Origin of the sequence: Rhodococcus sp. KRD175, assembly GCF_017168275.1 — a bacterium.
In the GTDB taxonomy this organism is placed as follows: domain Bacteria; phylum Actinomycetota; class Actinomycetes; order Mycobacteriales; family Mycobacteriaceae; genus Rhodococcoides; species Rhodococcoides fascians.
Map to the genome: position 1 here is coordinate 1 of NZ_JABFAQ010000002.1, position 20,204 is coordinate 20,204.

Annotated in this window: 22 protein-coding genes and 1 pseudogene; 11 read left to right on the forward strand and 12 right to left on the reverse strand. The window is 64.4% G+C overall.

Features of this window, described 5'->3' with window-relative positions; genetic code table 11:
• Positions 1 to 231 precede the first annotated feature (231 nt).
• From J1M81_RS00630 to J1M81_RS00650, 5 genes are all read right to left on the reverse strand, one after another.
• Positions 232 to 468, reverse strand: a complete 237-nt coding sequence (locus J1M81_RS00630; RefSeq protein WP_241257574.1) for a hypothetical protein — start codon at positions 466 to 468, stop codon at positions 232 to 234.
• 87 nt (positions 469 to 555) lie between these two features.
• Entirely contained in the window at positions 556 to 771 is a 216-nt protein-coding gene (locus J1M81_RS26770) for an alpha/beta fold hydrolase (protein ID WP_259349311.1), read from the reverse strand.
• A gap of 43 nt (positions 772 to 814) precedes the next feature.
• Positions 815 to 1,012, reverse strand: a complete 198-nt coding sequence (locus tag J1M81_RS00640; RefSeq protein ID WP_008720647.1) for a three-helix bundle dimerization domain-containing protein — start codon at positions 1,010 to 1,012, stop codon at positions 815 to 817.
• 76 nt (positions 1,013 to 1,088) lie between these two features.
• The gene (locus J1M81_RS00645) at positions 1,089 to 1,475 is read right to left on the reverse strand and encodes a hypothetical protein (RefSeq protein ID WP_008720645.1); all 387 of its coding nucleotides are present in this window, start codon (positions 1,473 to 1,475) and stop codon (positions 1,089 to 1,091) included.
• Positions 1,472 to 1,744, reverse strand: coding sequence for a DUF3263 domain-containing protein (locus J1M81_RS00650; protein WP_241257575.1), 273 nt, complete (start codon positions 1,742 to 1,744; stop codon positions 1,472 to 1,474). The genes J1M81_RS00645 and J1M81_RS00650 overlap by 4 nt, the downstream gene beginning before the upstream one ends.
• Positions 1,745 to 2,972: 1,228 nt before the next feature.
• On the opposite strand from J1M81_RS00650, the gene J1M81_RS00655 reads away from it, so the two are divergent.
• The gene (locus tag J1M81_RS00655) at positions 2,973 to 3,329 is read left to right on the forward strand and encodes a hypothetical protein (protein WP_051048277.1); all 357 of its coding nucleotides are present in this window, start codon (positions 2,973 to 2,975) and stop codon (positions 3,327 to 3,329) included.
• A gap of 50 nt (positions 3,330 to 3,379) precedes the next feature.
• Here J1M81_RS00655 and J1M81_RS00660 read toward each other — a convergent pair whose 3' ends face one another.
• A complete protein-coding gene (locus J1M81_RS00660; protein WP_157226225.1) occupies positions 3,380 to 3,523 on the reverse strand; it encodes a hypothetical protein in 144 nt (47 codons plus the stop codon).
• Positions 3,524 to 3,544: 21 nt separating this feature from the next.
• On the opposite strand from J1M81_RS00660, the gene J1M81_RS00665 reads away from it, so the two are divergent.
• Positions 3,545 to 4,405: a CHAD domain-containing protein gene (locus J1M81_RS00665; protein ID WP_051048276.1), complete on the forward strand. Its 861-nt coding sequence runs from the start codon at positions 3,545 to 3,547 to the stop codon at positions 4,403 to 4,405.
• Positions 4,406 to 4,574: 169 nt separating this feature from the next.
• The gene (locus tag J1M81_RS00670; RefSeq protein ID WP_157226224.1) at positions 4,575 to 5,126 is read left to right on the forward strand and encodes a hypothetical protein; all 552 of its coding nucleotides are present in this window, start codon (positions 4,575 to 4,577) and stop codon (positions 5,124 to 5,126) included.
• 47 nt (positions 5,127 to 5,173) lie between these two features.
• On the opposite strand, the gene J1M81_RS00675 is transcribed toward J1M81_RS00670, so the two are convergent.
• From J1M81_RS00675 to J1M81_RS00695, 5 genes are all read right to left on the reverse strand, one after another.
• Positions 5,174 to 7,576 (reverse strand): site-specific integrase, encoded by a 2,403-nt coding sequence (locus J1M81_RS00675; RefSeq protein ID WP_182262635.1) that lies wholly within the window; start codon positions 7,574 to 7,576, stop codon positions 5,174 to 5,176.
• Positions 7,573 to 8,820, reverse strand: coding sequence for a site-specific integrase (locus tag J1M81_RS00680; protein ID WP_008720613.1), 1,248 nt, complete (start codon positions 8,818 to 8,820; stop codon positions 7,573 to 7,575). The genes J1M81_RS00675 and J1M81_RS00680 overlap by 4 nt, the downstream gene beginning before the upstream one ends.
• A 69-nt stretch (positions 8,821 to 8,889) precedes the next feature.
• Complete coding sequence (locus J1M81_RS00685) at positions 8,890 to 9,504, reverse strand: hypothetical protein (protein WP_241257576.1); 615 nt, start codon at positions 9,502 to 9,504, stop codon at positions 8,890 to 8,892.
• A gap of 77 nt (positions 9,505 to 9,581) precedes the next feature.
• The gene (locus tag J1M81_RS00690; RefSeq protein ID WP_179276683.1) at positions 9,582 to 9,755 is read right to left on the reverse strand and encodes a hypothetical protein; all 174 of its coding nucleotides are present in this window, start codon (positions 9,753 to 9,755) and stop codon (positions 9,582 to 9,584) included.
• 357 nt (positions 9,756 to 10,112) lie between these two features.
• Positions 10,113 to 10,370, reverse strand: coding sequence for a hypothetical protein (locus J1M81_RS00695; RefSeq protein ID WP_048320462.1), 258 nt, complete (start codon positions 10,368 to 10,370; stop codon positions 10,113 to 10,115).
• A gap of 962 nt (positions 10,371 to 11,332) precedes the next feature.
• Between J1M81_RS00695 and J1M81_RS00700 the strand changes: the two genes are divergently transcribed.
• The 8 genes and pseudogenes from J1M81_RS00700 to J1M81_RS00735 all read left to right on the forward strand — a co-directional run bounded on the left by J1M81_RS00700 (position 11,333) and on the right by J1M81_RS00735 (position 17,907).
• Positions 11,333 to 13,399, forward strand: a complete 2,067-nt coding sequence (locus J1M81_RS00700; RefSeq protein ID WP_241257593.1) for an MMPL family transporter — start codon at positions 11,333 to 11,335, stop codon at positions 13,397 to 13,399.
• Positions 13,400 to 13,427: 28 nt separating this feature from the next.
• Positions 13,428 to 13,679 (forward strand): YgaP-like transmembrane domain, encoded by a 252-nt coding sequence (locus tag J1M81_RS00705; protein ID WP_008720024.1) that lies wholly within the window; start codon positions 13,428 to 13,430, stop codon positions 13,677 to 13,679.
• Between the two features lie 42 nt (positions 13,680 to 13,721).
• Positions 13,722 to 14,141, forward strand: coding sequence for a DUF302 domain-containing protein (locus tag J1M81_RS00710; protein WP_206497461.1), 420 nt, complete (start codon positions 13,722 to 13,724; stop codon positions 14,139 to 14,141).
• A complete protein-coding gene (locus tag J1M81_RS00715) occupies positions 14,141 to 14,914 on the forward strand; it encodes a sulfite exporter TauE/SafE family protein (RefSeq protein ID WP_027494149.1) in 774 nt (257 codons plus the stop codon). The genes J1M81_RS00710 and J1M81_RS00715 overlap by 1 nt, the downstream gene beginning before the upstream one ends.
• A 79-nt stretch (positions 14,915 to 14,993) precedes the next feature.
• Positions 14,994 to 15,262 (forward strand): annotated as a pseudogene (locus tag J1M81_RS00720) (metal-sensitive transcriptional regulator).
• A gap of 57 nt (positions 15,263 to 15,319) precedes the next feature.
• A complete protein-coding gene (locus tag J1M81_RS00725; protein ID WP_008720030.1) occupies positions 15,320 to 16,681 on the forward strand; it encodes a rhodanese-like domain-containing protein in 1,362 nt (453 codons plus the stop codon).
• A 73-nt stretch (positions 16,682 to 16,754) separates the two neighbouring features.
• Positions 16,755 to 17,177: a DUF6153 family protein gene (locus J1M81_RS00730; RefSeq protein WP_027494146.1), complete on the forward strand. Its 423-nt coding sequence runs from the start codon at positions 16,755 to 16,757 to the stop codon at positions 17,175 to 17,177.
• A gap of 85 nt (positions 17,178 to 17,262) precedes the next feature.
• Positions 17,263 to 17,907, forward strand: coding sequence for a DUF305 domain-containing protein (locus J1M81_RS00735; RefSeq protein WP_206497462.1), 645 nt, complete (start codon positions 17,263 to 17,265; stop codon positions 17,905 to 17,907).
• A 106-nt stretch (positions 17,908 to 18,013) separates the two neighbouring features.
• On the opposite strand, the gene J1M81_RS00740 is transcribed toward J1M81_RS00735, so the two are convergent.
• Positions 18,014 to 20,182, reverse strand: coding sequence for a heavy metal translocating P-type ATPase (locus J1M81_RS00740; protein WP_206497463.1), 2,169 nt, complete (start codon positions 20,180 to 20,182; stop codon positions 18,014 to 18,016).
• Positions 20,183 to 20,204: the final 22 nt, after the last annotated feature.

Here is a 20,204-nt window from a genome sequence, read left to right on the forward strand (position 1 = left end):
CTCCGCTACAGCGGCAGCTCATGGTCCGAGCGTGATTCGGGCAGGTGTCGAACCCTCGTTGGTGATGGCCCGAAACAGCGGGATACTAATCGGATGCACAGTGGTCAGAGGCAAACCCCGTCTACAAGATATTGACGTTCACCGATTTGGGTGGGTCGACGATGCGGCGGGTGGGTGGTTCGAAGGTGGTTGGCCAGGCATCGAAGATGCCTGCGGTCTCGTTGTCGGTGGTCATTGCGCGACGGCGACGGGCCGGTGGACGGTGAGGTCGTCGGCGGGTGTGGGTGTCCAGCGCAGCCCTGTCTCGCCGAAGGTGGGGGCGGTGAGTGTGTAGCGGCCGGTGCGGTGTGGTGTTCCGCGGCCGTGGACGGTGGTTTCGAGGGTGATCGATTTGATGCGCCCTCGGCCCTGTTCGATTCCGCCGTAACCGGCGACGGTGGAGGCGATCGTGAGATCGGTACCGGGCATGTGTCCATCCGTTAGGACCAGGATGCTGGCATGTCGACTTATCCGGACTAAGCGGGGTTAGCAAGTCGAGGTGTCTGAGCTAGCCAGTCACACGCTCTCGACGGACCGTACCCTGCCTGAGGCTTCCATGCCGATCAGATCCACCGCGATTGTGCGGTAGCCGTGTGCTGCGACGGCGGGCGTGATGTTGCGCCACAGGTAGGACGAGGTGGGATTGCCGTGCAGGAACAGTACGAGTGGACCGGTACCCGCATCGGTGAAGCTGATCGTGCTGCCGAGAACGGGCAGAGTTCGTGGCTGCACCAAAGCGTTCCCTCGACCTGAACCGGCGGAGTGTCGCGGACCGCTAGTGGGCGTGGGCCTGGAGTGCTTGGCGGGCTTTGCGTTCGACGAACAACGGGACGAAATCGCGGATGGAGTTGCCCTCGAAACGGGCATGCTCGGCGGCGATGGTGTCGTCGATGACCGGGCGCGGCACATCGGGAAACTGGGCACCGAGGCGATCGCGGACGGCGTCGATGTGCTCGTGTTCGGTGGTAGTCATCTTTTGAACGATCCGCTCTGTTCGGGGTGTGGTCAATTGGGTGTCCGGCGTGGTTCCGGAGTCGGGCAGTCGGTGCCTACCCCGAGACATCGGTAAACCGTGTGTGGAGGGCGTCGAGTTGGCGGTGCAGCGCGTACAGCAATTTTCGCTGCGACCGGGCTTCTTCGTTGTGCCAGAGCCGGGCGGTGCCTTGGCCGATTCGCCCGGCTTTGTGGGCGAGTTGTTCGGCTTCGTCGACGAGCGCCGAAACAGCGTTGATCTCGACAGTCAGCATTGCCGCGAAGATCTGCGCCTGCGCACGATCGGAGCTGTCGGGCCCTCGCCGGGATGTGGTCGACGACGGTTTCGTGCTGGGTGCGTTCATCTTCTGGCCACCGGAACGTGGCGAGTGTTCCGCCCCAGGTGAATGTGTGATGAACTGCGCCGATTCCCTGGCGGTGGCCGCTTCGCGTGTGCTGGTCATTGCCCTACCTGTGGGCGGCCGGCGGATGCCGCGCTGTGTTCGAGGCGACGACGGCATACGTGCAGCAAAGCGTCCGTGGTCCGGGAATCGAGGTCGACGGGCCGCGCGGGGTCGGCCAGCAGGTGTCGCAGCCTGCGGAAATACGTCTCCGGCGGAATCCCGAAGGCAACCATGATGTCCTCGGCGTCGCCGCCCCCGTACGGCATCCACTGCACGGCGAACGCGAGCATCCGATCTCGCTCGTGCGGGGTGTCAGGTGTCGGCGGCATTACTGCAGTATCACCCGGCCCGTCGACCGTCGCAGCCGCCGCGAGCAACCATAGGGCGACGGACAGGTGAACAGTGAACAAACGCCCTGAATGTGACTCCACTCTGTCAGGAACGCAGACCCGTGAGCACTACGACACCGACCCGTCCGCGCGGCTGGCCCCGGCCCAGTCCTGAGGACGAGCGGGTCGCCGATGATCGATATCGACGGGGCGACTCGATCGGTGCCATGCCGACCCATGGATTATCGTCGCCTGTGGGCCCGCAAACTACACCGGCGTCCTCGACAACCTCGAACGCTTCGACGGTACCGCCACCCACCTGCTCTACATCTGACCAGCAAGCTCTAGGGGTGTGGTGCGCTTACGATGCGACCATGTCTAGAAGACGCAGCGTGGCTATCGGTGGAGTCGCGCTGCTCATTGTTGTCGCCGGGGCTACGTTCTGGTTTCAATCCCGCGGCGAATCGGTAGCCTTACCGGCAGGTCAGGTCGTCCCGCAGGCATCTTGCCTTGCCCCGAACGTCGTCGTGAGTGCGATGCCTGGTGCCGCGACCAGTAATCCCGGTATCCCTAATGCCCCAGTCGCAGGCGCACTTCCGGCCACCTTCGATGCAGTGGGCTTTGTGGTGTGTGAATTTTACGGTGACCGACCGGAGAACGGCACGCAGATAATGCGCCAGACCGAACGCGCAGGCGGGGACGTGGTCGGTGCGCTAGCGGTTGTGAACACACCGACCGACCCACCCCGCGATCCAGAGGATTGCGATGCTGTCGGCTCAGCGCCGATCCCGGTGGTGTGGGCTGTAGATCCACAATCTCGCGCAGTGCGCCTCGAGCTGCCGAAAGACAGCTGTGGTCAACTCAAGGGCGACCCGCTCACGGCCATCGAAAGAGTACCTGCGGTCACCACACAGGAGTATGAACTCCCGGCGTAAGGCAGTGGGAGGTGCGCCACGGACGGCGCACCTCCCACTGCGTTACCGAATGCCTGACTATTCGGTGTACGGATCCACTGGTTCTCGATCGACTCACGCATCTCGACTACTGGAGCAGGTTCCTCGACTACCGCACCCCTAGAGGAGAGATAGAAGCCCTCAAGCTCCCCCGCTCTACGCGCCACCACCCTGCATGCCCGTGTCAGGGCAGGCGGCTCACCTGACACTGTGGGAACTCGCCGCAGGGGGGGAATGCGTGGAGTCGGAGCGACCGGCGTCGCTACGCTGAGCCGGTGACCTGTACAGGTGTCGTTGCGGTGTGGAGTGGTGAAGAAGGGTGGGGCGTCGTCGAGTCGGCCGACACTCCCAGCGGCTGCTGGGTTCACATCAGCATGTTGCGGGCGATCACCCTGCCTCCGACACGCGAGCACGAGACGGTTTACATCACAGGCTCCAGCGTCGACCTGGTCGAAGGTGAGACCGTAGATTTCGAGTGGGAGCAGGTACCGCAAGACGGGTACGACTACCGCGGAATCAGCGTCAGGCCTCCTCGGGACGGTCCCACCCGAACCATCCGCTGGGAGTACGGTCGCGATCGGCATCCAGGGTTCGTGATGCGAGTCGTTCACGCCCGAACTGACGATCGCTGACACGCAGGGGGCCGACAGCGCGCCAGACGCTCAGCGGCTGCGACCACCGGTCAGAGATTCAGTGCGCGAGCGCGTCGTTGCGCGGCTCCGGCCGCCTGAGGCTCGTTCGCGAACAATATGCCGTATGTGAAGCCGTTCTCCGCGCGGGTGGGTCGGCGACTGCGTGGATCGACCGTGGTGGTTTCGATCGGCACGCATCCGGGGCATCCATAACGATGACGACATCGACGAAACCTTCGACATCGACTCGAGATGCTGGCGCAGCGCCCGTTGCCGCCTACGTGCGTGAGCAGATCAGTGCCATTCGAGGAGGAGATGCAGCGCTGCGGCGCGGTGAGGATCCGATCCATGCCACCCGCGTTGCGATCCGGCGACTCCGCAGCACCGTGCGAGTGTTCGGCGGCGCCTTCGACCCGGCCGTCGCCACCGGTCTGGACGAGGAACTGTCCTGGTACGCCGGAATCCTCGGCCACGTCCGCGACCACGAAGTACAGCGCGCCCGCTTCGCTCAAGCGGTGGCCGATCTTCCCGACGAGTGGGTGCTTGGTCCCGTGGCCGCCGATATCGAGACCACCCTCGCTGCCGAACAGCGCACCTACCGAGCCGACGTCGATACCGTCCTCGCCGGTGACCGGTATGCCACCCTGATCAAGGCCCTCGACACCCTCGACTCCTCGGTGCGGTCACTCCCACGCAGGAACGTGACGTCGCTGGCGACCAAGGCCGGCAAGAAAGCCCGCATCCGCCTGAAGACCGCAGTCTCAGGCGTGGCCGGCGATGACGAAGCTCTGCACCGAGCACGTAAGGCGTTCAAGCGTGCGCGGTACGCCGCGGAGCTGGCGACACCGCTACTCGGCACGAAGCGCTCGAAGAAAACGATCCGGCGCTACAAACACTTCCAAGAAGTACTTGGCGAACACCAGGACAGCCTCGTCGCAGCAGGGTTCCTTCGTCGCCTCGGAGCCGCGGCGGGAACCCGACCCGCAGAGAACGGTTTCACCTACGGACTGCTGTTCGCCCACGAGCAGCATGCGGCAGCAGCCGCAACGCGGCGAGTTCGCACACTGAAGCTGTGAGGTATTCGCCGATGGCCGAAGATCGTGGTTTGGTTCTACGGTGCGCTGGTGGATCTTGGTCTCGACGGTCGCGGGCTTGTCTCTGACTCGACGCCGGTCGTGACTGCTGCCCTCGATGGTCATAGCGAAACGCCCTGCACCACAAGGGCTCGCACCGAGGAGAGCTGACGTGACCCGACGGAGATGGTTGATCGTGCTGCCTGTGGTGGCAGTTCTGGTTGCGGGTTTGTCTGTCTACTTCTGGCCTGAGCCCTCCCCGAGGACGGCGATTGCGACGGTGCCGTCGTGTGTCGCCGATCGCGAAGTGTCGAGCGGTGTGCTGTCGGGGGCAACACTGAGCATTCCGCACAGTCCCGAATTCGGTTCCCGACCCGCCGATTTCACGGTCGCGTCGGTGATGGTGTGTGGGAGCCCGGACCAGCAGTTGGTGGAGGTTCCGTTCTACGCGGTGCGGCAACTGACCTACTCCGGCGACGGCGTCGATGAAGTCGCGGCAGCATTCGAGGCCACGTCTTACCGGTTTCGGGTGTCGATCCTCTACTCGTGCTCGGGTGACTATCTCAACCCTCCGGCGGTGTGGCTCGTCGATGCGTCCGGAGCCGGGTACCGGCCGCAGTTTCCGAAGAATCACTGCGGTAGACCCGACACCGAGGCCTTCGACCTACTTCGCGAGATGGAGCCGCGAACAGATGACCTGGTCGCCGTGTCCTTACCAAATTAGATGCAGCGCACCTGTCTCCGGCCCGCGTAGAAACTGATGGAGCTCCCTCAAGGCATGGCAGGGATTCCGAGCGATGTCATGGCGTTCGGGCCTGCCGTTCGGTCGAGGCTGACGAGCTTCGTTGCTGCCGCGGTGAGGCTGGTTTGGAGGCCTTCGGCTTCGCCGGTCCAGCCGTTGTTGCGTGCCTCAGCGATGCGGTCGCGGAGGTTGGCGATGATCTCCGTCAGCCGTACGCGGGCGTTGGGGTCAACCTGCTGGCTGGGGCATCGGATGCAGGCATGTTCGTGCTTGCATGGGGTGTTGTAGGGACGCCCGCAGGTTCCGAGTTCGAGTTTGCGATGCTCGAAGTGCTGCTGAAATTCGTTCCACTCCGCGTCGGTGGGGCTGCGGTACTCGTCCTCCGGTCTCTGGGCGCGGCGTGCGTCGAGGAAGGTGCGGAAGGAACGAACGAGCTCCTCGTCGAACACGGCAGTGTAGATCTGCGTTGTGGAAATGTGCTTGTGCCCGAGCAGTTTTGCGACGATGTGGATCGGCAGTCCGCTGCCGACCGATTCGGTGGCGAACATCCGCCGAAAATCGTGTGCTGTGTATCGGAGCGGGTTGCCCGCGTTGTCGACGATTCCGGTGGCGGCAAGGGTTTGGTTGAGCCACTTCTGGATCAAGTTTCGAGTCGGCACCGTCCATAGCCAGCCCATTCGATGCTGGAACAGATGCGGTAGCGGTGGATCGGTAATACGTTCGTGGCCGTCGTATCGCGCGGTCAGCGGGACTGTGCCGTCATTGGCGGTTCGGAGGCGGGCAATGATCGTTGCCAGCACGCTCGCGAGTTCCGGACTGACCAGCAGAAGGCGTTCTTCGCCGGTTTTGGACGGGACGATTTGCAGCATCGGCACGATCTCGCCGGTCGATGGCAGTGTGTAGGACACGACTGCGAGGTGGGTGAGTTCGAGGAGTTCCTCCACTCGAATTCCGGTGTGGCGGAACGTCTCGATCACCGCCCATGCCCAGAATGCCTCGTGCTCTTCTATTTCGATTTCGATGATCTCGCCGGTGTCGATGACTTCGGCGAGCACCGGTGGATGATCGTGCTGGTAGCTGGATTTCGTGAACGAGGGCGCGATGGACCGGCGGTAGCGCACTCCGAGATGCTCGAAGGTCTCTCCGACCGCCACCGACGCGGTGGCAGCGAGTAGCGCGGCCGATCGGTCACGGCGATCGTGAGCGGCATCGACCAACGAGGGAAGGTGCGGCAAACGCTCGCGAATTCGTTGGTGCACGACCGCTGTCGTCTTCGCGCGTTCTTTGCTGTATCCCTCGACGTCACTTTTGCGGATGGGGTTCGGAACGCTCCACTGCACCCAGGTGGGGTCTTCGGCTGCCCATTCGGCGATGTCGCGGTAGAAGCCGCGCACTGTCATCATCACTGCCAGTCGCCCTGCTCGTGGGCGTGTGGTTCCGTCTTTGTCGGTGATCACCGACAGTCGTTGCTTCCACCCGGCCGCAACGTCCGGCGGGAGGTCGATGGTGTCGAGGCCTGGATCGTGGAGTTCTATATCGGCCCAGAAGTTGCCGGCGAGAACTCCGGTAAGGGCGGCGAAGCCGCCGTAGTCCAGACTCGGTCGTCGTTCGTCGAGGTAGCGCACCAGAACGTTCCGCACCGTCGTGTTCACGAGGTTGTATCGGTCGACCAATTCACCCGTCGGGCGGGGTCCGCGCCGAATTGCTGCAGCGAAGCTCTTGATTCCCCGCAGGTCGGCGATACCGTCGAGTCCCGCCCACACCAGTTGCACGCTGGCCGAGGTCGGGCGATCACTGACCATGTTCCAGGCGCGGTAGCCCAGCAGGTCTTCCGGAGTGAGTTCATGGAGATCGCGCCCCGTATGCAGAACGATCTTGCATGCCACCAGCATCGCGGTGCTGCATTGTTTGGAGTTCGCCGCCAGAACCGAGACACGGGCCTCCAACGCTGTGAACATCTCGGGGTGGTGAGCGGTGCGCAGCTTGGCGTATAGCCCGGTCCACTGCATTGCTGACATGGACTCGTAACTGGGAAAGACAACCCGCGCGACCAGAAGAAGGATCAGGCCGCGCCGCAGTTCTTGGCTTCGGGTCACCACTGTTCGTGGGTCGGCATTGTCGTGGAAGGTGTCGAGCCAGTCGGACGATCCTACGTCGGCACCGGAATGAACCCAGCGCTCCTGCCATCCCGCGCCGGGGAAGGTCAGAAGCCACTCCAGGATCAGTCGGCATGCCCTTTTGGCACCGTGTTCACGAGAACCATTGGGATACAGAAATACTGGAACAGTATCGAGGATCTCTTCGATGTCGAGTAGATCCTTGGCCCCGCCGATCGGAGCGGAGTCGGCAAGGTCTTCGTGGCGCTTGAATCGGTACTGCAACCGTGGGTTGGCCCGCTGTGCGACCGGCAGCTCGGTGGGTGTCACGTTCATGACTCGACCGCTCCGAACAGCACATTCAGATCCGCAGAGTCGTAACCAGCGGCCACGGTAGGGGGATTGCTGATCATGTGTTCGGCTCGGTGCGCGAGATGATGCTGGACCCTTCGGATGGTGTCGTCTTGGTCTTCGACGAGATAGATCTCGGTCGTGGTCGACAGGTGCGCGTGCCCGAGGATCGTCTGTATGTCGCGCGAGGTGAGTGTTCCGTCGTGTGCCATTCGTATGGCTGCGGTGTGGCGGAGGTCGTGCATCGTCCAGTTGGTGCCCAGAACGTCGTTTGCCCGCGTCAGCACCTTGCGCAGCGCGTCGTAGGTCAATGGTCGATACTCCAGAGCAGCGGAGGAGTCGGATCTGCGGCGGAGGGTGAGCCACAGCGATCCGTTCACGTCCAAGGATGTTCCCAGGTCCGCGAGATGCAGGCGAAGCCACACGAACGCTTCCGGGCTGGCTGGGAGCCACTGATCGACGCGTGTCCCCTTACGTGTCACTCGAATCAACTGGTCTCCCCAGTCGATGTCTTCGAGAGAAATTCCGAGGATTTCCGCAGCTCGTGCACCATTGCTGACCGCCAAAGCCAACAATGCCCGATCCCGGTTCGAGCGCAGCGCACCGAACAGCTCGAGCCACCGATCGTCGGGTATGGACCGGGGACGCTGGACGGGAAGTTTCGGGTTGTACCGCAACCGTCCACCGGGCCGAAACGGTTCGAGCGGGTTGTGATGCGCATTCACCCGGGCCGCCCCTCGTGCCACCGGCATCGGATTGACCAGTGGGCCTTCACCGCGTTCGATCCAGAACTCGTAGAACGCCCGCACCACTGCATTGGAATGGCGGATGGTGCGGGCACAATATCGGTCGTCGAGATATCGCTTGCGGGTGATCACGTTGACTGTTCCCACAGTGGTCCGCGATTTGGTCCGCGCTGCGTTCCGAGGCTTGTCGGCCCGCATCATCCACAGAACCAGATCCCGTGACTCAGCGGAAGTCGCTCTTTCCCAGTCGATCTCGTAGACACGAAGCCATCGCCACCATCGCAAAAGGTCGTAGGCGTAGCTGCGGACCGACCACGGTCGATTACCCCGTGCGACGAAGTCGAGGAGGAACCGCCGGATCGGCTCTACCGGCACCAGATCCTCGTCGACGACCAGCCAGGGGATGGTTCCGTCGGATTTTTCGACCTTGCCCCATCGGGGGATCTGGACTTGCTCGATGTTTCGCTCTGCTTCGTCGATCATGCGACACCGCTTTCTTGAGGCCGAGGTAGGTGATGTCTACCCCGCGACACTCGGATCGGATTCATGCGATCAGGCGTGTCGCTGCGTAGTCCGGTCAACGGAGCGGTTCCTGGCGAGCAAAGCCCTTGCGCGCGTTGGGGGTACGTCTCGGCCGTGCACGGTGGTGACGACCAGATCCAGCCCGTCGAGACAGATCGAGGCGGCGTCGAGCGGGTCACCTGCCCCGGGATCGACGAGGTGGACTTTCGCGAGGTCGCCTCCGTGTTCGTGGACGGCAAGCAGGCTCAGTCGGGGTTGACCGATGAGGGCGACGTGGTGGCCGGCGGCGGATGCTTCGGCGACGAGCGCGATGAGCATGGACCCGGCGCCGGTTACGGTGACGGCGGTTCCGCGGGCCAGGGCTCGGCGTGGGAGCAGCGCGGCGAGCGGTGGGGGTACGGGCATGGTGCGGAGGGTTTTGCCGCGTACTGCGCCGCTGAGCGGCTCCAAGTCGTCGGGCTCGCCCGCGAGGTCCGTACTGCTTGCGGTGGGTGCCGCCGGTTCGGGTGCGGTGATGGTGGGGAGGTCCGTCGGCGCGTGGTCACGGCGACCGCCCGGGACGGTGGCCATCCGGCGGCGCAGAACGTCGAGCTGGGTGGCCTTGTCGAGTCCGGTGAGGTCTGCGATCGCGTCGACGGTGGCCATGAGGATCGACCTTTCGCCGTGCCGGTAGGAACTACCGCCAGCGTATCGAACGGGTGTTCGACTGTCGAATGTGCTGGTCAGCTCTTTCGACGGGGAACGGAGACTCCGTCGAGGTCATCCTTGGTGAAGGTCCAGGCGAGGTGCCGGTACCGGTGGAGGACGTGTTTGACCTGGTCGAGGGCGTGAGAGACGGCCGGGTGGTCGGGGTCGTGGCCTTCCGATCGGATGGCTGCGCGCTCGTCGTCGTCCATGTCTTATTGGACGCACGGGGCGGTGCGGCGGTTCCGGCAGCAGTCATTTACTCGAATGACTGGACGAGAAGGTTCGGAGGCGCGGCGGTGGCCGCGTCGACGGGTCGTTTCGAACGAGCCAGGGCCACGCATCTGTGATGCGTGGCCCTGTTCGATGTTGGGTGACGGTGTTCGCCAGTGCGCCTCTCGGCAGGTGGCCGCTCGTAGCGGCTGATGGTTGGTACCCGGGGCATTGGGATCGAACGCCGTCGACTTCTACAACGACAGTGCTGTCGGTGGTATTCCAGCCCGTGCGGGAGACAAAAAGGGGGGGGTCCCGGCCCCGTGGTGGGACCGGGACCCCGGAGGGCCTGGTGCTCAGTGGGTGCACCAGAAGGACCCGACCGGGATGGCTGCTCCTGGCTGCCCGGCGCACCACCGGCAGGTGGTGTCGTGCTCGATCCGGCCGAGCACTCCCTCGGCCTCCTCGATGAGGATGGGCAGCTCTGCTGCGCTGGCGAGCGCGAGCGCTTCGGTGGCCCACCGGGCCGCGCGCGGATCTTCGGCGGGGAGCTGAGCGGCATTGCCGATGAGCTCGGTGATGATCTGGTGATCGTTGAGCAGGTTGTTGTTCATGGCAGGGACACCTTCCAAAGGTTCGGATGAGACGTCCCCGATCGACATGACGAGGGTGGCCTGTCAACCCCGAAGAGGGAGCCTGCGACCGTGGGTTGACTGGTCGGGGTCCCCGGCATGTCAGACTCGGGCGACTCGTACGACCACATTGGTGACCCATATGGGGCGGCCCCGGAGGGGACGTGCGACCGCCTGCGGTCGGCTTTCGATGGTTCGCCGATCCCCTGCGCGGGCATCCGTCGTCGATGCCCCCGAATCCGTTGTCTCCGATGCTCGCCACTCCTGGGCCACTCCCGTCCGGACCGGCCTGGGTGTGGGAATGGAAGTGGGACGCAACTGCGCGGGTTCACAGAAACTCGCGGACGATAGCGGCGCAACTCGCGCGTGGGTGGAGCATCAACCCCTGAGGGACAACCGCATTCGCAGACTGGCGACCATCAAACGCCTCCTGCGGCCGCCAGCACAGCCTCGCGTTGGATCCGGCAAAACCACTGCCGTCTACCGATCGGCTCCGGCCCACCCCTTCCCTCATACCCCCACGGGTACTTGCATACCCCCCTAGGTATGTGTCACAGTAGTGATGTACCCGCCAGAAAGGACCGCCATGTGCTACCCCGTCCCGTGCCCGGCATGCGGTAAGACCACCTGGGCTGGCTGCGGTCGACATGTCGACAGCGTCATGAAGAACGTTCCGCGGTCGCAGCAGTGCTCCTGCTCCATGGAGACACCCGCCCCAGCTACACGCGACAACTTCTTTCGTTCCCTGTTTCGTCGCTGACCCCCACCCCAACAGCACTCCACTGCATTTCGCAGGAATCTCTGGGCGTCTTCAACACTTCTGAATACCCCCACCCGTATTAGGAGAAGCAATTGTGACCAAGCCCGCTACCGCGGCGGCCACCGGCCGCCACGACCGCCATCGGCCACCGGCACCCGGCGCACTAGGCCGCCTGGGAAGCACGATGGTCGCCCGCCGCCGGTGGGTGTTCGGCATCTGGCTGATCGCCCTCGTTGCACTGGGATCGGCTGCACCATCGGTGTTCTCATCCTTGGCCGGGGCCGGCTGGCAGGCCAACGGTTCCGAATCCGTCCAGGTCCGCGAGCTCGCCCAGCAGCATTTCGGCGGCAATTCCTCTGCAGCAGTGCAGGTGGTCGTTCACTCCGACACCGCCACGATCGAAGACGCAGCGATGCAGCAGACACTCACCGACGTCGCGGCCGTATTCGACGGTGACACTCGCTTCGGTGAGGTCATCGCCCCCCAGCCGGGCATGACGATCAGTCCCGACGGTCACACCGGCATCTTGATCGCCGGCGCAAACGCGAGTACCGACGACATGGTCAAGGCCGTCGACGAGGTGAAGGGCGAGCTGACCGAACTCTCCGGCGACGGCATCGAGGTCTACCCGACCGGATCCTCCGCACTGTGGTCGGACTTCAACAAGGCCAACCACGACGCCATGATTCAGGCCGAATTGTTCTCCTGGCCGGTCACTTTGGCGATCATGGTGCTCGCGTTCGGCTCCCTCGTCGCCGCGGGATTGCCGCTGCTACTCACCGTTGCCGGCCTGGTCGCATCCGCAGGCGGACTCGTTCTGCTCAACGGCGTCACGCCGATCTCGGTGTGGGCGATGAACTTCGCGATGATGTTCGCCCTCGCCCTCGGAATCGACTACGCCCTGTTCATCGTCGCCAGGTTCCGCGACGCACTGCGCAACGCCGATCCACGTGCCGCGGTCGCCGAAACCATGGACACCGCAGGCAAAGCCGTGGTCCTGTCCGGTCTGACGGTCTTGGTGAGCCTCTCGGCCGTCCTGCTCGTTCCCGCACCGGCGGTGCGCACCATGGCCGTCGGCATCATGCTCGCCGTCACGTTCGTGCTGATCGCCACCATGACCCTGCTCCCCGCAACCCTGGGTGCACTCGGTTCCAAGGTCAACGCCGCCTCCCTGCCCTACGCCAAGCGCCAGCAGCACCGCTCCCCGAAATTCGCAGCCTGGGGCGAACTACTCCACAAGCACCCCTGGCCGTTCGCACTGGTCTCCGTCGGCATCCTCATTGCGCTGGCCCTTCCGGTCCTCGGACTGAAAGTCGCAATGCCCTCGATCACCGTCGTCCCAGAAGACGCACCGGTTCGCCAAGGCTACGAGCTCGTCCAAGCCCAGTTCGGCGACGGCGCACCCGGCGCACTGCAGATCGTCGTGCCAGCGTCGGATGCGGCCGCGACCGCCACCGCAGCCACTACCGTCGACGGAATCTCGATGGTCACCCCGCCTCAACCTGCGTCCGATGGCTCGAACTATTCACTGCTGCAAGCACTTCCCACCGTGGACCCTTCGGACGAGAGAATGGGCGCCATCCTCGGTGACCTGCGCGCGCAGCTCCCGGAGTCGGCGTTGGTCGGCGGGGCACCGGCGGAGAACCTCGATCTGCAGCAAGCACTGAACGACTACCTGCCGCTGGTGATCGGCATCATTTTGGCGCTCGGTTTCATCCTGCTGCTCGTTGCACTGCAGGCACCGCTGATCGCGATCCTCGGCACCGCCGTCAGTCTGCTCTCGACCGCAGCCGCATTCGGAGTCGCGAAGCTGATCTTCCAGGACGGGCACGGTGCGTCACTGCTCGGCTTCACCCCGCAAGGCTTCCTCGACGGCTGGGGTCCGGTGTTCTTCTTCGCGATGATCTTCGCCATCGCCATGGACTACACCGTGTTCCTGCTCGCCACCGCGAAAGAGCACTACGAGAAGACCGGCGACCCGAAAGCCGCTCAGGTCGACGGCCTCGCCCACTCCGGCCGCGTCATCTTCGCTGCCGCCGCGGTCATGGTCGCCGTGTTCTTCACCTTCGCACTCTCCGATCCGCTCCCACCGAAAGAAATGGGCATCATTCTCGGTGTCGCGGTACTGCTCGACGCCTTCCTGATCAGGCTCATCCTGCTGCCGGTCCTGCTGCGTCTGACCGGTCACGCCGCATGGTGGTCACCGGCCTGGTTGCGCAAGGTGTTGCCCTCGATCAGTTTCTCGCACTGACACTCTCACCGCACCGAACGGAGCAATCATGACCGATCCGAACACCACCCGCTCGTCCGCGTTCGCGGGATGGCCGATCGAACGTATCGTCCCCGCCCTCGCCGCCGGCGTCACCGCCACCGGCCTGGCCCTCGGCGAACTCCACGCACCGCAGTGGCGACTGCTCAGCGCGTTCGCTGCCGCCAACCTCGCCCTCTACGCAGCGGTCGGCTGGTGCCCGGCCAGCGCACTGCTCACCAAAGCGGGCGTGCCGAGTATTCGCCGGCCCCGAATCGGGTAGGCCCACACCACCACAGTTCGACCACCGAAAGGAACTTCCCTTATGAACATCGCACTCTCGACCACTCTGACCGACACCGACTTCGACACCGCAGTCGACTCCGTCAAAGCCTCCCTCGCAGATCAGGGCTTCGGTGTTCTCACCGAAATCGACATGCAGGCCACGTTGAAGGCCAAACTCGGCGAAGACATGGAGCAGTATCTGATCCTCGGTGCCTGCAATCCCACCCTCGCGCACCGCGCCGTCGGAGTCATGCGCCAGATCGGCTTGCTGCTGCCGTGCAATGTCGTCGTCCGCGCCGACACCGCCACATCCGGATCGGTCATTGTCGAAGCGATGAACCCCGACATCATGGTCCAAGCGACCGGAGAACCAGCACTGTCCGACGTCGCGGCCGAGGCCACCACCAAGCTCCAGGCCGCCATCGACGCACTCGGTGGCCAGGACACAGCCCACAGCTGATGACCCTGACGCTGGCACTGGTCCTCGGCGTCGCCGTCGGCATCCTGCTCGGTCTCCTCGGAGGCGGCGGGTCGATCCTCGCCGTCCCGGTTCTCGTCTACGCCCTCGGAATGGACCTGTCGGAGGCGATACCGACATCGTTGCTGGTGATCGGTGTCGCCTCGGCGACCGGGGCCATCCCCAAGGTGCGGGCGAAGCTCGTCGAATGGCGACTGGCGGCGATCTTCGCGGCCACCGGTATCGTCGGCACGCTGGTCGGCAGCGTCCTGGGCAGGCATCTGCCCGAGGCCGCAGTGATGATCGGCTTCGCGATCGTCATGATCATCGCCGGGGCGCGGATGCTGCGCAGCACCGACGATGTCGGAACCGCTTGCAAGACAGGAAGTTCCGGGATCGATTGGCGGCGATGCGCACCACGGTCCATACCGACCGGGTTCGGGGTCGGTGTCCTCACCGGACTGTTCGGCGTCGGCGGAGGATTTCTGATCATCCCCGCTCTGGTGCTGTTGCTGGGAATCGAGATGAGTGTCGCTGTCGGAACGTCGCTGGTGGTCATCGTCGCCAACTCCGCCGCCGGACTGATCGCTCAGGCCGACGGGCTCGGCGGGAACTGGCCACTGACAGCCGCGTTCGCCGGTGCGGCGATCGCAGGCTCGCTGGTCGCCGGAAAACTGAGCACACGCATCGACACCGACAAGCTGCGCACGTGGTTCGCCTACCTGGTGTTCGCCGTCGCGGGCTATGTACTTGTCGACACCCTCGTTCTTTCATGACCGACTGCACACACCGAACCGATGCCCCCGGGGGTAATCTGGAAGGACTACCACCATCACACACCCTCAGGAGACCGCAATGATCGGCGACGAAGACAGCATCGCATTGGTACTCAACCGTCTGCGCCGCGCACACGGCCAACTCGCCGGTGTGATCGGCATGATCGAGAACGGACGCGACTGCGAGACGTCGTCACTCAACTCGCCGCCGTCTCCCGCGCCCTCGACAAAGCCGGATTCAAGATCGTGGCCACCGGCCTTCGTGAATGCATGACCGGCGACACCGCAGACAACAAAGAGCCCATGACCGAAGCAGAACTGGAAAAGCTCTTCCTCGCACTGGCCTGAACGAGGACGTTTCACGTCAGAAACGAGGCCGACCCGATTACACCGTAGGAGTACCCCGTGAGCACCACCGATCCAGACATCGCCATCATCGAAACGTCGAGCCTCGGCGACCGCAGCTACCTGATCAGCCACGACGGCATCGCCGTCGTGATCGATCCCCAACGTGACATCGACCGCGTCCTGGCACTGGCCACGGAGAAGAACGCCGCGATCACCCACGTACTCGAAACCCACATCCACAACGACTACGTCACCGGCGGACTCGAACTCGCACGCGCCACCGGAGCCGAATACGTTGTGCCCGAGGGTGACCCGGTCGAATTCGAGCGACGGGCAGTGGGGGACGGCGATGTCGTCGACGCGGGATCGGCGACGTTTCAGGTCATGCACACCCCGGGCCATACACATCATCACGTCAGCTACGTACTGCAACTCGGAGACGAACCGATCGCGATCTTCACCGGCGGCTCGATGCTCTACGGATCCACCGGCCGCACCGACCTACTCGGCTCCGAACACACCGACGAGCTCACCCATGCCCAGTTCCACTCGGTCCGTCGAATCGCCGCCGAACTCCCCGCCGACGTCGAGGTCTACCCCACCCACGGATTCGGTAGCTTCTGCTCCGCGACCCCCACCAGCGGCGACTCGTCGACCATCGGTGAACAGCAACAGTCCAATCCCGCGCTGACCCAGGACGAACAAACCTACGTCGACGAGTTGATCGCAGGACTGTCGGCCTACCCCGCGTACTACGCCCACATGGGCGTCATCAACACCGAAGGCCCCGCACCGATCGACCTGTCCACCCCAGAACCCGTCGACCCCGACGAACTACGCCGCCGCATCGACGACGGACAATGGGTCGTCGACCTCCGCGCACGCACCGCCTTCGCTGCCGGACATCTCGACGGTTCCCTCGGCTTCGAGCTGTCGACGACATTCGTCACCTACCTCGGCTGGCTCTACCAGTGGGGTGCGCCGCTGACCTTGATCGGCGACACATCCGATCAAATCGACGAGGCCACAAGGGAGTTGGCACGTATCGGCATCGACCACCCCTCCGGCTCCGCTGTCGGAGAGATTCATTCGCTCGCCAGCGACGGGCGCGTACGGTCCTACGAAGTGTCCGACTTCGCCGGACTCGCCGCAGAGGACTCGGACATTGCAGTGCTCGACACCCGTCAACAGTCCGAATACGCGGACGGCCACATCCCCGGTGCGATCAACATTCCCCTCCACGAACTGCCGCACCGACTCGCAGAAGTTCCCGACGGCAAAGTGTGGGTGCACTGCGCCTCCGGCTATCGCGCCTCGATCGCGGCCTCACTACTCGACCGGGAACATCGCAGCGTGGTGCTCATCGACGACGACTACAACCGCGCAACAGATCTCGGACTCGACACCTCGAAGACATGACGAAATGCTTCGACGACCGAACGCGACGAGACAGGCGTACCCCCAGGGGGTATATGTTGGTATCATCGGCCGCATGCACTCAGTGAATCGGCACGGTCGACGGGGCACAGCTCCGACGGCAGCTTTACTGATTGCACTGACGGTGTTCGGTGTCCTGTTGATGCATTCGGTGACACCGATGTCGATGCCCGTGACCGGCTCGATGTCCACATCAATGAGCGGCGGCCATGCCTCGTTCGCAGCACCGTCCCACACGGACGCCACGGTTCCGGTGATGACCGGGGAACATGACTGCCCGTCGGGGCACCAGATGATGCATCCCTGCGTCGGCACGACGGTGTCGTGGCCCGCGCTGACGGTCCCGGCGATGAGCGCAGCCCTCGACCTGGCGCCGACATCGGTGAACCGGATCATTGGACGGGCCGACTCCACGCTTGAGCGTGCGCCGCCGTGGACGTTATGGGAGTTGGACAGATCGGTGACCTTGCGAGTGTGACAGGGAGCCCGTCAGACGCGTGTCTGTCGGCGGATCGAACGACATCCAATTCTCTGCACTACTCACTCTTGCAAGGAGTTTCCTCATGCGTACCAAAGTCATTGCCTCGATCGCTGCTGCCGCCGCGAGCGCGTTCCTCGTCGTCGGCTGTAGCGACAACGGGGCCGATTCGTCGATGGATGGCCATTCGATGGGATCGATGTCCTCGACGCCGGCATCGTCCGCGCCGGCGAGCTCGACGGCGCAGTTCAACGATGCCGACGTGATGTTCGCGCAGATGATGTACCCGCATCACGCCCAAGCAGTCGAGATGGCCGACATGGCGAACGGCCGCACCGACAACCCGGAGGTGCTGTCGCTGGCATCGGCGATCGCCGCCGCGCAACAGCCCGAGATGGACCAGATGACCACCTGGCTCACCGAGTGGGGCCAGCCCATGCCCGACATGGACAGGGGTGACATGGGTGACATGGGTGACATGGGCGGGATGGACCACAGCTCCGGCAGCGGCATGATGACCGCTCAGGACATGGACGCGTTGATGGCAGCGTCGGGACCGGAATTCGACCGCCAGTGGTTGACGATGATGATCGCCCACCACACCGGCGCCATCGAGATGGCCAACACCGAAATCGCAGACGGTTCCAATCCTGACGCCCTGGAGATGGCCCGCACCATCGTCGCCACCCAGCAGCAGGAAATCGACACCATGCAGCGGCTGCTCGGCTGACCCGGCCCGCTATAGACAACGATGGCCGCATCCTCTCCGGCGGAGAAGGTGCGGCCATCAACGTTCCACAATTGTCAGGGCTGCGTTCCCGGTACGAGATCAGCTCTCACAGTGACGGTGTGCGCTGCGACGGAGGATTGGAACTCCCCTCGTTCACCGCTCCGGCGATGGCGTCGGGCGCGAGGTCGAGGCGACGCAGCAGCTGCGCATTCGCGGCGACGATGATCGTCGACAGCGACATCAGGATCGCGCCGATCGACATCGGCAGCACGAACCCGACCGGCGCGAGCACTCCCGCCGCGAGCGGAACGGAGATCAGGTTGTATCCCGCTGCCCACCACAGGTTTTGCTTCATCTTCCGGTACGAGGCCCGCGAGAGTTCGATCACCGACAACACCGACCTCGGGTCGTCGCTGGCGAGGATCACCCCGGCCGACGCGATAGCGACGTCGGTACCCGCCCCGATCGCGATGCCGACGTCCGCTTGCGCGAGAGCGGGCGCGTCGTTGACTCCGTCGCCGACCATCGCCACGGTGCGTCCTTCGCTCTGGAGTGCAGCGACGGTGTGGGACTTGTCTTCCGGTTTCACCCCGGCGAAGTAGCGGTCCACACCGAGCTCGGTCGCGACGGACTTCGCGACAGCATCGGCATCACCGGTGATCATCACGACCGTGATTCCGCGGGCGTGGAGCGCATCGACTGCGGTGCGTGATTCGAGGCGGATCTCGTCTGCCAGCGCGAGTGCACCGATCACCACACCGCCGGCGAGGACGTGCAGGATGATCGCCCCGTCCCCGCGCCACCGATCGGCGACGGCGAGTTCGGATCCGCGTTCCTGCTCGAGCAGTGCCGGCCCGCCGACCTGGACCCGGGTGCCGTCGACGTCGGCTGCGACCCCGACGGCGGGGGACGACTGGAAGTCTGCTGCAGCCGGGACGGTCAGGTTCCGCGCGCGTGCGGCCGCAACGATAGCCCGTGCGAGTGGGTGCTCTGAGTCGGCTTCTGCGGCAGCAGCCAAAGCGAGGACATTGTCGGCGGTGCGCCCGTTCGTCACCTCGATTGCGGTGACGGTGGGTTCACCCTTGGTGAGGGTCCCGGTCTTGTCGAAGAGCACGGTGTCCACCGTGCGCATGGTTTCGAGTGCGAGCCGGTCCTTGACCAGAACCCCGCCGCGGGCGGCACGTTCGGTGGCGATGGAGACCACCAGCGGGATCGCGAGTCCGAGTGCGTGCGGGCAGGCGATGACCAACACGGTGATGGTGCGGATGACCGCGTCGTCGGGCATCCCGAATAGCGTCCATACCAACGCGGTGATGATCGCAGATCCGAGAGCGAACCAGAACAGCCAGCCGGCGGCGGTGTCGGCGATGCGCTGGGCCCGCGAGGTCGAGTTCTGGGCGTCGGCGACCAGGCGGCCGATGCCGGCGAGGGCGGTGTCCTCCCCTACTGCGGTGACCTTGATGCGGAGACCGGAGTCGGTGGCGACAGTGCCGGCGACGACCTGGTCGCCATCGCTGCGGCGGATCGTGCGTGATTCGCCGGTGATCATCGATTCGTCCATGCTCGCCGATCCGGAGACGATGGTGCCGTCCGCGGGTACGCGGCCACCGGGGCGGACGACGACGACATCACCGAGCTGCAGCTCGGAGGGGGGCACCGGCACCACATCGTCGCCCTCGACTCGTTCGGCGGTATCGGGCAGCAATGCGGCCAATGAATCCAGGGCGGAGGTGGTCTGGGCGACGGATCGCATTTCGATCCAGTGCCCGAGCAGCATGATCACGATCAGCAGGGCCAGTTCCCACCAGAAGTCGAGCTGATGATCGAGTACGCCGAGGCTCGCTCCCATCGACGCGACGAATGCGACGGTAATCGCGAGGGCGATGAGCAGCATCATTCCTGGTGCATGTGAACGGATTTCGCTGACTGCGCCGGTGAGGAACGGGGAACCGCCCCAGACATACATCACGGTGCCCAGTACCGGGGAGACCCACGCGATCCACGCTGCGTCGGGCAGCGAGTATCCGAGGAGCATCGCGAACATGTTCGAGGCAACGATCACCGGGACGGCGAGGACCAGCATGATCGCGAACAGGCGACGGAACATGCCGACGTGATCGCCGTGACCGGCATGGCCACCGTGCCCGGTATGGCCTTCGTGTTCAGTCTGCTCGCCGTGTCCGGTGTGGGCTGCGCTGTGTCCAGACGGGTCGTGGCCCGACTGTGTGCCCGCTGTCTCGGCCACGCCGACATCGGCATGTGTGTGGTTGTTCATCGTGCGAATCCTTCTCTCCGCC